A 10,527-nucleotide genomic window follows, 5' to 3' on the forward strand; every position below is an offset into this window, starting at 1 on the left:
CGTCGACGGCATCGGTGAGCATGATTCAGATCTTGTGTTCGCCGAGACGGCCCGAGCGCACGTCGACGGCATCGGTGAGCATGATTCAGATCTTGTGTTCGCCGAGGCGGCCCGAGCGCACGTACACGACGTAGGTGAGCACGAGGAGGGCGGCGTAACCGCCGACGAAGCCGAGGAATGCGCCCGCGTACCCGCCGGTCGACTGGAACGACAGGTTCAGCACTTGCGGGATGAGGAACCCGCCGTACGCGCCGATCGCCGAGATCAGGCCGAGCGCCGCGGCCGACTTGCGCTGCGTCGAGACGTCGCCGGCCTCGGTTCCGGCACGCACGGCGAAGACGACCGGGACCATGCGGTAGGTCGAACCGTTGCCGATGCCCGCCGCCGCGAACAGCAGCAGGAACAGGCCGAGGAACAGCCAGAAGTTGCCGAGCGGCAGGGTGAACAGCACCCCGAGGGTGATCGCGCCCATCGCGGCGAAGGCGAGCATCGTGATGCGCGCCCCACCGAAGCGGTCGGACAGTCGGCCTCCGTACGGGCGGGCGAGCGAACCCACGAGCGCTCCGAGGAACGCGAGCGAGATCGAGGCGCCGCCGATCGCGATGGCGGAGAACTCGGGGAACTGATCGGCGATGAGCTTCGGGAAGACGCTCGCGAACCCGATGAACGAGCCGAACGTGCCGATGTAGAGCAGCGACAGCACCCAGAGGTGCGGCTCGCGCAGCGCGGCGGCGGAGCCCGCGAAGTCGGCCTTCGCGCTCGAGATGTTGTCCATGTAGCGGAACGCGCCGAACATCGCGAGCAGGATGAACGGAACCCAGATCCAGCCGGCGAGCGGGAGGTTCAACGTGGCGCCGGCCCCGATCGTGATGACGATCGGCACGACGAACTGCGCGACGGATGCCCCGAGGTTGCCGCCGGCGGCATTGAGGCCCAATGCCCAGCCCTTCTCCCGCTGCGGGTAGAAGAACGTGATGTTCGACATGGAGCTGGCGAAGTTGCCGCCGCCGAAGCCCGCGAGCGCCGCGGCGAAGAGCAGCACGCCGAACGGCGTCTCGGGGTTCGAGACGCACACTGCGAGCGTGATCGCAGGGATGAGCAGCAGGCCGGCCGAGATGATCGTCCAGTTGCGGCCGCCGAACTTCGGCACGAGGAAGGAGTACGGGATGCGGAGCGTCGCGCCCACGAGGCTCGGGATCGAGATGAGCCAGAAGACCTCGCCGGTGTCGAGGTCGAAGCCCGCGGCCGGGAGGGTCACGGCGACGATCGACCAGAGCTGCCAGACGATGAAGCCGAGGAATTCGGCGAAGATCGACCACTTCAAATTGCGCCGGGCGATCGCCCGGCCCTCGGTCTCCCACTGGTCGTCGTCTTCGGGGTTCCAGTTTTCGATCCATCGGCCGGGCCTCGTGGTGAGCGGCGGCGCGGCCGAAGTCTCGGTGCCGGCGGGTGCTGCGACGTGCGGGGGAGCGGCGCTCACGGTATCGGTCATCGGTGCCTCCGGGGTGTCGATCACGGGGTCGAGCTGGTCCACCCGACGCTATTCGCGACGTGTTTCCGCGGAACGTGCCGGTCGTAAACCCTGCGTCTCCACCTGCTCACCCGCCGCGGCAGCGCGTGTGAGGTCGCATCAGACATCGATCCGGTACCCGCGCTTGACGACGGTCGCGATGAGACCGGGGACGCCGATCGTCTGGCGCAACCGGCTGAGCGCGACCTCGAGGGCGTGCTCGTCGTTCGTTCCGGGCAGCCCCGCCGCGAGGCGTTCGCGGCCGACGACGGAACCGCGCGCGAGCACGAGCGCGCGAAGGATCATGAGAGCGACGGGGGCGAGCGCGACGCGACGCGCATCGACGTCGACGACGGCGCCTCGAAGTTCGAGCGGGCCGTGCCGGGTATCGAGGCGCAGCACGCGCGTCGATTCGAGGTGCTCGCAGACGAGCCGGATGAGCGCGCCCATGCGGAAGCGTTCGGGCTGGATCGGAGTGATCCCGGCGGCGATCAGGGGAGCAGCGGTCACCGGGCCCACGACCGCGGCCACGACGGGGCCGCACATCGCATCGACGAGGTCGTCGTATCGCCCGCGCACCTCGGCGGCGGCGAAGAGCGCGTGCGCCGCGGGGGCACTCGTGAAGGTGATGGCGTCGAGACCGCCCGTGCAGGCCGCCTCGATGAGCCGGTCGACCCGTTCATCGCCCTCGTCGGGTTCGATCCATCGGTACGGCTCGACCGTGAGCACCCGGTCGTGCGCGTCTCGCAGTCGATCCAGTTGCGAATGGTTCAGGAATCCGTGCAGTTGCACCGCCACCGTGAGGCCGCCGGGCATGCCTCTGAGCACCTCGTCGATGAGCGACTCGGTGGTCTCCTCGGCACTCATGCCGACGTCGTTGAGCCCCGCGGCACGGATGCCTCCGCGTGCCTTCGGCCCGCGAACGAGGATCGCCGTGCCGGAGAGCGCGTCGACGAGGTCTTCACCGAGCCCTGCGGAATCGGCGACCTCGAACCAGCGGCGCACCCCGTATGCCGTCGTGGCGAGCAGCACGTCGGGCCGGGCGGCGATGATCGCGCGGGTGTCGTCGATGACGGGATCGTCGGAGACCGCGTTGGCCATGCGCAGCGTCGGCGCGTGCAGCACCTGCGCGCCGCGACGCGCGAGGGCGTCGATCAGGTCGGCTGAGCGGCGATCACTCGTCACGCCGATGCGGAAGCCCTCGAGCTGATCCGGCCGGAAGCCGGGTGGCAGCTCCGAGGCATCCGTCATCAGCTCACCGCCCCGACGACCGCCGCGCGCGTCATGAGCTCGGCAGCGCTCGCGTCGCCGTCGTGCGCCAGCCGCACCACCTCGCCGACCACGACGACCGCCGGGGAGGTGACGTGTGCGCGGCCTGCGGCGAGCACGATTCCGTCGAGGTCGGCGATCGTCGTGCGCTGCTCGGCGCCGAATCCGCGCTCGATGATCGCGACGGGCATCTGCGCGGACATGCCGTGACGCGCGAGCCCGGCGGTGAGCGAGGGCAGCGAGTTCACGCCCATGAGTACGACGATCGTGCCGCCGAGGCCGGCCAAGTGCACGAGCTCGGCGTCGGTGAGCGGTGCGTGACCCGAAACGACGGTGAAGAGGTGGCTGACACCACGATGAGTGAGGGGGATGCCGGCAGCGCCGGGCACCGCGACCGCGCTCGTGACCCCGGGGATCACCTCGACGTGCACGCCGGCAGCGTGGCAGGCGAGCACTTCTTCGCTGCCGCGCCCGAGCACGTACGGGTCGCCGCCCTTCAGGCGCACGACGTGACGGCCGGCGCGCGCGTGCTCGACGAGGAGCGCCTCGATCTCGGACTGCGGCACGGCGTGGTGGCCCGGCCGTTTGCCGACGTCGACGAGCTCGGCGTTCGGGGCGAGCGCGGGAAGCCCCTCGTGCGGTGCGAGGCGGTCGTAGAGCACGACATCGGCCTCGCCGAGCGCGCGAACAGCCGCGAGGGTCAGGAGGTCTTCGCGGCCCGGCCCGCCACCGACGAGCGTGACGCGGCCGATCATGCGTCGGCTCCGCGCACCGGGATGGTGGGGCCGGAGACGAGCACGGCCTCGCCCCGTTCGCGTTCTTCGGCGGTCGCCGGCCGGAACTGCTCGCGCTCGGGCACCCGGGCGATCGAGGGGTCGGCAACATTCGGTGCGTTCACGAAGGAGCGGAAGCGCCGGAGCCGCTCGGGGTCGGCGAGCGTCGCGGCCCACTCGTCTTCGTAGGTGTCGACGTGCGTGGCCATGGCCTGCTCGAGCTCCTCGGCGAGGCCGAGGGAGTCGTGCACGACGACGTCGCGCACATGGTCGAGGCCGCCCTCGATGTCCTCGATCCAGCGGGCCGTGCGCTGCAGGCGGTCGGCGGTTCGGACGTAGTACATGATGTAGCGGTCGATGTAGCGCAAGAGCGTCTCGTCGTCGAGGTCGCTCGCGAGCAACTGGGCGTGCGCGGGCTGGAATCCACCGTTGCCGCCGACGTACATGTTCCAGCCCTGCTCGGTGGCGATCACGCCGACGTCCTTCGCGCGCGCCTCTGCGCACTCGCGGGCGCACCCCGAGACGCCGAACTTCAACTTGTGCGGCGAGCGGAGGCCGCGGTAGCGCAGCTCGAGCTGCACGGCCATCGAGACCGAGTCCTGCACGCCGAAGCGGCACCAGGTCGAGCCGACGCAGCTCTTCACGTTGCGAAGGGCCTTGCCGTAGGCCTGTCCGGACTCGAATCCGGCGTCGACCAGTCGCTTCCAGATCTCGGGGAGCTGGTCGAGACGCGCGCCGAACAGGTCGATGCGCTGGCCGCCCGTGATCTTCGTGTAGAGCCCGTAGTCGGTCGCGACCTGCGCGATCACGGCGAGTTTGGCCGGTGTGATCTCGCCCGCGGGGATGCGGGGCACGACCGAGTAGGTGCCGTCCTTCTGCATGTTCGCCATGGCTCGGTCGTTCGTGTCCTGCAGGCCGCCGCGGCCGCCGTCGAGGATGTACGAGCCGTGCTGCGTCGCGAGGATCGAACCGATCACGGGCTTGCACACGTCGCAGCCGCGGCCGGTGCCGAGGCGGGCGATGATCGCGTCGAACGAGGTGAGCTCGAGCACGCGCACCGATTCGAAGAGCTCCTGCCGCGAGAGTTCGAAGTGCTCGCACAACGCCCGCGAGGGGGTGATGCCCGACTTCGTCAGCTCGGCCTCGAGCAGTTTCTTCACGAGCGGCACGCACGAGCCGCATTGGGTGCCGGCGCGGGTGCAGGCCTTCAGCGCGCCGAGCTCGGTGCAGCCCTCTGCATGGTCGGCGTGCCCGCCTGCGACCGCGTCGCGGATCGTGCCGGCGCTGACGTTGTTGCACGCGCAGACGAGTGCGCCGGCCGGCAGCTCGTCACCGGCTGGCGCCTCCATGCCCGAAGCCGAGAGGTATGCCGCGGGCTCGCTCGACAGTTGCGTGCCGAGCAGCGGGCGAAGTGAGGCGTACGGCGAGGCGTCGCCGACGAAGATTCCACCGAGGAGGGTTTTCGCGTCGGAGGTCACGACGAGCTTCTGGTAAAGCCCGCGTGCCGGGTCGGCGTAGACGATCTCGAGCGCCTGCTCGGTTCGGGCGAGTGCGTCGCCGAAGCTCGCGACGTCGACGCCCGAGAGCTTCAGCTTGGTGGCGTCGTCGACGCTCGTGAACTCGGCTGCACCGCCGAGCAGTCGATCGGCCACCACTTCGGCCATGGCATTGGCCGGGGCGACGAGACCGGTGCAGCGGCCCTCGAAGCTCGCCACCTCGCCGATCGCCCAGATATGGTCGGCGGATGCCCCGCAGCTCGTGCCGATCGCCACGCCGCCGCGCGGGCCGAGCTCGAGTTCGAGCGCCCGTGCGAGCTCGTCGCGAGGGCTGATTCCGATTGCGAAGACGACGAGGTCGGCGTCGATGCGGCGGCCGTTCGCGAGCTCGACGCCCACGACCGCCTCGCGCTCGGTGCGTGTGTCGTGCCCTGTCAGTACCGCGGCGGGGCGAGTGCCGAGGTGCAGGCCGATGCCCTGCCCCGTGATGATGCGACCGAGGGCGCGTCCTGCGCCCTCGTCGAGTTGCGCCGACATGAGCCAGCCGCCCGAGTGCACGACCGCGGTGTGGGCACCGAGCTTCGCCAGCCCGCCCGCCGCCTCGAGGCCGAGGAGACCGCCTCCGGCGACGACGACCTGCGCGGGGCGACCGTGCCGTTCGGCGAGTTCACGGGTCTCGGCGACGAGCGCGTCGACATCGTCGATCGTGCGGTAGACACGACCGTGCTCGCGGCCGGGGATCTCGGGGACGGGCGCGCTCGAACCGGTGGCGAGCACGAGCTCGTCCCAGTGCAGCGCCTGGCCTCCCGAGGTCGTCGCGGTGTGCGCGGCGGGGTCGATGGTGACGACGCGCTCGCCGGTGATGAGGCGGATGTGACCGTCGTCCCACATCGAAGAGGGCTCGAGGGTGAGGTCGGCCGCGGCATCCGCGAGTCTCGTGCTGAGCGCGACGCGATCGTAGGGCTCGTGGATCTCCTCGCCGACGACGGTCACGCGCAGGGTGCGCTCGGCATCGCGAGCGTGCAGGCTGTCGGCAAGTCGGTGCGCTGCCGGCCCTCCGCCGACGATCACGACGTCGCGCACGCCTTCGGCATGAGTGGTCAGGGTCATGGCTGCCTCCGGGACTCGAATGAGGCGAGCGTACGACCGACCGGTTTCCGCCCTGTTTCGTGCGGGTAACCGCAACCGTCCTCTGCCGCACGATCCGTCTCCTCCGTTGTGAGGACACTTTCACGCTCTCGAAACACGCGGGGGCCAGAGGGGAAACACCCCGAACGTAACTTCGAAGCACTTGAGAGGAGCCGGCATGTCGCTGACGATGGAGCAGACCACGACCTGGGTGCGCACGTGCGAGGTCGCCGAACTCGAACCGGGCTGGGGCGAGGTCGCCCTCATCGGGCAACGCCAGGTCGCGCTCGTTCGGCTCGACGAGGAAGAGGTGTACGCCGTGGACCACCACGACCCGCATACAGGCGCCCCCGTGATGGCGAGGGGCATCGTCGGCTCGCGCGGCGATCGCCCGACGATCGCCTCGCCCCTGCACAAGGAGGTCTACGACCTCGGCACGGGCGAGTGCTTCACCGACGCCGCCCTCGCGCTGCGCACCTACCGCACCCGCATCGTCGGCGGAATGATCGAGGTCGAGCTCAAGCGCTGACCGAGAAGGGCGCCTCGGCGCTCAGTCGCGCTGCGTGAAGACGATCGGGTCGCCCTCGGTGACCGCGATCGTGTGTTCCGAGTGCGCGCCACGCGAACCGTCGGCGCTGCGCAGGGTCCAGCCGTCGGGATCGGTGAAGATCCGATCGGTCGTCGCGAGGAACCACGGTTCGATCGCGACCACGAGGCCCGGCTTCAACGGCAGTCCACGGCCTGGGCGGCCGTTGTTCGGGATGTGCGGGTCACCGTGCATGGTGCGGCCGACGCCGTGGCCGCCGAAGTCGGTGTTGATCGAGTAGCCCTCGGCCTTCGCGACATCCGCGATGGCTCGTGAGATGTCGCCGATGCGATTGCCGGTGCGCGCAGCAGCGATGCCGGCGTCGAGCGCGCGAGAGGTCGTGTCGATGAGGCGCAGGTCTTCGGCGCGGGGCGTGCCGACGACGATCGAGATGGCGGAATCAGCGACCCATCCGTTCACCGACGCTGCGAAGTCGAGACTCAGCAGGTCGCCGTCGCGGAGTCGGAAGTCGTGGGGGAGTCCGTGCAGCACCGCGTCGTTGACAGAGGTGCAGATGACCTTGCCGAACGGACTCGCGCCGAACGACGGGTGATAGTCGATATAGCAGCTCTCAGCGCCGGCCGCACGGATCATCTCGTGGGCGAGGGCATCGAGTTCGAGCAGGTTCACACCGACGGCTGCTGCAGCCGAGGTCGCCTCCAGCACACTCGCCACGAAACGGCCGGCGGGCCGCATCTCCTCGATCTCGGCAGGGGTTCGAAGTTCAATCACGCTCATCCTCTCCGCGTCCATTCTGGCGGCTCCGCCCTGAGTGAACACCCGGCGCGCGCGCAGCATCGGCGGATTACGCTGAGAACATGCTCCTGCGGCGCGTGTTCTATCGATGGCAGATGATCGCGTTCGTCGTGCTGCCCGTCTGGCTCGCAGTCGGCTGGGCGATCTTCGGTGGCGGTGGCTGGGGCACGCTCGGGTTGGTCGTCGTCGTCCCCGTCGCATTCGTCGTGCTCGGCATCGTCGCACTCCTCACGAGCGTTCGCCCGACCGTGCGCCAGCAGCAAGCCGTCTCGTGGACCGACTTCGGCGTGCTCACCGCATGGCACCTCGCGATCATCGCGACCGGGTTCTACGGTGCGTCGGCGACGCTCTTCGGCGTCCTCGCCATCTTGCTCGCCATCGCCGCCTTCTGGCTCGCCGTATGGCAACTGATCACCGACGGCGCCAGCCGGGTGAAGGCCTCGATGGCCGAGTTCGAACGGCTCGCGGCCGAGCAGCAAGGCGGTGCCCAGAGCGGCCCGCCCCGATCGGCCGCACCGGGTGCACGACGTCCGCCCTTCGACGACGGCGGCGACGACGTGATCATCATCCACGAGGTGCACGAGTAACGCAGGCGGCTGCGGGCAGCGTGCCGGCACGGGGCATCCGTCGCCCGCTTTTGCCCACTGCCCACCGGCATGGCACAATAGAGGATTGTGCCGCCGTAGGACTCTGCCTCCGGGGAGCGCGCACGCACGAGTGATCGTGCGAGGCGGCACCAGACACTTCCATTCAATGATCAGCGTTCGACCGGTTGCGGGCGCAGAGAGCGAACCATCATGCACATCCTCGACCATGTCGACGCCGCGAGCCTGAGGTCGGATATCCCCGACTTCCGCCCCGGCGACACCGTCAAGGTGCACGTCAACATCATCGAAGGCACGCGTGCGCGTGTCCAGGTCTTCCAGGGCGTCGTCATCGGCCGCCAGGGCGAAGGCGTGCGCGAGACCTTCACGGTCCGCAAGGTGAGCTTCCAGGTCGGGGTCGAGCGCAAGTTCCCGGTGCACTCGCCCGTGATCGACCACATCGAGGTCGTCACCCGCGGTGACGTGCGTCGCGCGAAGCTGTACTACCTGCGCAAGCTCCGCGGCAAGAAGGCGAAGATCAAGGAGAAGCGCGACGCCTGATCCGCTCTGCGGATCGCGTGCCACGCGAACTCTTCCACGAGCTCCTCACCCCTAGACTGGGTGGGGAGCTCGGGCGGTTAAATGACAGAAGACATAGACACGCGATCAGATCGCGTGGATTCGGCATCGCCGAGCAGAAGACGCAGCGTCCTGCTGTTCCTACGGGATCTGCTCATCATCTTCGTGGTGGCGGTGCTCGTCTCATTCCTCATCAAGACGTTCCTCATCCGATCGTTCTTCATCCCGTCGCAGTCGATGGAGGAGACGCTCGTCAAAGACGACCGCATCATCGTGAACGAGCTGGTTCCCGAGGTCACACCGCTCACCCGCGGCGACGTCGTCGTGTTCAAAGATCCGGGCGGATGGCTGCCGGCTCGCGTCGAGACCGAGCAGCCGCCCCTCGTGGCCGCCGTCGATTGGTTCCTCGCATTCGTCGGGCTCTCGGCGCCCGACTCGAACGACCACCTCGTCAAGCGCCTGATCGGCCTGCCCGGCGATCATGTCGTGTGCTGCAACGCGCTCGGCCAGATGAGCGTCAACGACGTTCCGCTCGACGAACCGTACGTCGCCCTGCCCCCGGGCGAGACGAAGGTCTCCCGCGACGACTTCGACGTTGTGGTACCCGATGGCTCGCTGTGGGTCATGGGTGACAATCGCTACAACTCGAAAGACTCGCGCTACAACGGCGACACTCCGCTGAAGGGCTTCGTGCCGATCGACAACGTCGTCGGGCGTGCATTCGTGGTCAGCTGGCCCATCGATCACTGGGCGTGGCTCGACAACTACCCGCAGGTCTTCGACGGCGTCGGCGAAGCGGATCACTGACATGACGCCCGTCGCCGTGCCGACCCTGCGAACCGAACGCGAGTTCCTCGCCGGTGCGCCCATGCTGCTCGCTTGCGACGAGGTCGGTCGCGGTGCGCTCGCCGGCCCGGTCTCCGTCGGCTTGGTGCTGATCGACTCGGGCGTGCGACGCATGCCGGCGGGCCTGCGCGACTCGAAGCTGCTGAGCGAACCGCGCCGCGAGGCGATGGCGCCGAAGGCATCCACCTGGGTGCGGGCATCCGCCGTCGGCGAGGCGAGCGCCGCCGAGATCGACGAGCTCGGCATCATGGCCTGCCTGGGGCTCGCCGGTGCGCGGGCGTTCGCCGAACTGTCGGCGGCCAACGAGCTTGCCGTCGAGGTGCCGCTGCTCCTCGACGGCAACCACGACTGGCTCAGCGTCTCGATCGAGCATCGGGCACGCGTCGTCACCCGAATCAAGGCCGACCGCGACTGCGCCTCGGTGGCCGCGGCATCCGTCATCGCGAAGGTGCATCGCGACCGTGGCATGCGCCGTGCGCACGACGAGCGGCCGCTCTACGCCTGGGACGAGAACAAGGGGTATTCGAGCCGGGCGCACTTCGCGGCGATCGACGAGCACGGGCCGAGCGAGCTGCACCGCACGACCTGGCTGCACGATCGGGTGGCGGCGGCACCGACTCTGTTCGACCTCGGCGTAGGATGAGTGCGATGGATGAGGACGAGTTCGAAGACTACGACCGCGAGGTCGAGCTGGCCCTGTATCGGGAGTACCGCGACATCGTGTCGCAGTTCAAATACGTGGTCGAGACCGAGCGACGGTTCTACCTCGCCAACGAGGTCGAACTCGTGCGCCGCGACACCGAGCACGACTTCTACTTCGAGCTGACGATGAAAGACGTCTGGGTCTGGGACGTCTACCGCGCCGACCGATTCGTGAAGTCGGTGCGCGTGCTCACCTTCAAAGACGTCAACGTCGAAGAGCTCGCCTCGCGCGAGTTCGAGCTGCCGAAAGAACTCGCACTCGACGAATAGCACTGTTCCTCCACAGCTGCGCTTCTCG

At 68.8% G+C, this 10,527-nt stretch carries 11 protein-coding genes; 6 read left to right on the top strand and 5 right to left on the bottom strand.

The genetic code is table 11. The features are described 5' to 3' along the window. Window positions 1-85: 85 nt before the first annotated feature. The 4 genes from AC1C2S_RS16355 to nirB all read right to left on the bottom strand — a co-directional run bounded on the left by AC1C2S_RS16355 (window position 86) and on the right by nirB (window position 6,158). Complete coding sequence (locus AC1C2S_RS16355) at window positions 86-1,492, bottom strand: MFS transporter (RefSeq protein ID WP_495353664.1); 1,407 nt, start codon at window positions 1,490-1,492, stop codon at window positions 86-88. A 138-nt stretch (window positions 1,493-1,630) separates the two neighbouring features. Next, entirely contained in the window at window positions 1,631-2,761 is a 1,131-nt protein-coding gene (locus AC1C2S_RS16360; protein ID WP_495353665.1) for a uroporphyrinogen-III synthase, read from the bottom strand. Continuing rightward, complete coding sequence (gene cobA, locus AC1C2S_RS16365; protein WP_495353666.1) at window positions 2,761-3,534, bottom strand: uroporphyrinogen-III C-methyltransferase; 774 nt, start codon at window positions 3,532-3,534, stop codon at window positions 2,761-2,763. The genes AC1C2S_RS16360 and cobA overlap by 1 nt, the downstream gene beginning before the upstream one ends. Next, window positions 3,531-6,158: a nitrite reductase large subunit NirB gene (gene nirB / locus AC1C2S_RS16370; RefSeq protein WP_495353667.1), complete on the bottom strand. Its 2,628-nt coding sequence runs from the start codon at window positions 6,156-6,158 to the stop codon at window positions 3,531-3,533. Before nirB ends, cobA begins: the two co-directional genes overlap by 4 nt. Before the next feature lie 196 nt (window positions 6,159-6,354). On the opposite strand from nirB, the gene nirD reads away from it, so the two are divergent. Continuing rightward, the gene (nirD, locus tag AC1C2S_RS16375) at window positions 6,355-6,705 is read left to right on the top strand and encodes a nitrite reductase small subunit NirD (RefSeq protein WP_495353668.1); all 351 of its coding nucleotides are present in this window, start codon (window positions 6,355-6,357) and stop codon (window positions 6,703-6,705) included. 21 nt (window positions 6,706-6,726) lie between these two features. Here nirD and map read toward each other — a convergent pair whose 3' ends face one another. After that, window positions 6,727-7,494, bottom strand: coding sequence for a type I methionyl aminopeptidase (gene map, locus AC1C2S_RS16380; protein WP_495353669.1), 768 nt, complete (start codon window positions 7,492-7,494; stop codon window positions 6,727-6,729). Between the two features lie 86 nt (window positions 7,495-7,580). Here map and AC1C2S_RS16385 point away from each other — a divergent pair, with 86 nt between their 5' ends. The 5 genes from AC1C2S_RS16385 (at window position 7,581) to AC1C2S_RS16405 (ending at window position 10,499) form a co-directional block, all read left to right on the top strand. Next, the gene (locus tag AC1C2S_RS16385) at window positions 7,581-8,105 is read left to right on the top strand and encodes a hypothetical protein (protein ID WP_495353670.1); all 525 of its coding nucleotides are present in this window, start codon (window positions 7,581-7,583) and stop codon (window positions 8,103-8,105) included. A 210-nt stretch (window positions 8,106-8,315) separates the two neighbouring features. Beyond that, window positions 8,316-8,663: a 50S ribosomal protein L19 gene (gene rplS / locus AC1C2S_RS16390; RefSeq protein WP_495353671.1), complete on the top strand. Its 348-nt coding sequence runs from the start codon at window positions 8,316-8,318 to the stop codon at window positions 8,661-8,663. An 81-nt stretch (window positions 8,664-8,744) separates the two neighbouring features. Further along, window positions 8,745-9,488: a signal peptidase I gene (gene lepB, locus AC1C2S_RS16395; RefSeq protein WP_495353672.1), complete on the top strand. Its 744-nt coding sequence runs from the start codon at window positions 8,745-8,747 to the stop codon at window positions 9,486-9,488. A 1-nt stretch (window position 9,489) separates the two neighbouring features. Beyond that, a complete protein-coding gene (gene rnhB, locus AC1C2S_RS16400) occupies window positions 9,490-10,170 on the top strand; it encodes a ribonuclease HII (protein ID WP_495353673.1) in 681 nt (226 codons plus the stop codon). Window positions 10,171-10,175: 5 nt separating this feature from the next. Continuing rightward, on the top strand, window positions 10,176-10,499 hold the full coding sequence (locus tag AC1C2S_RS16405; RefSeq protein ID WP_495353674.1) for a DUF2469 family protein: 324 nt from the start codon (window positions 10,176-10,178) through the stop codon (window positions 10,497-10,499). Window positions 10,500-10,527: the final 28 nt, after the last annotated feature.

The sequence above is a fragment of the Agromyces sp. Y782 genome (assembly GCF_059445405.1).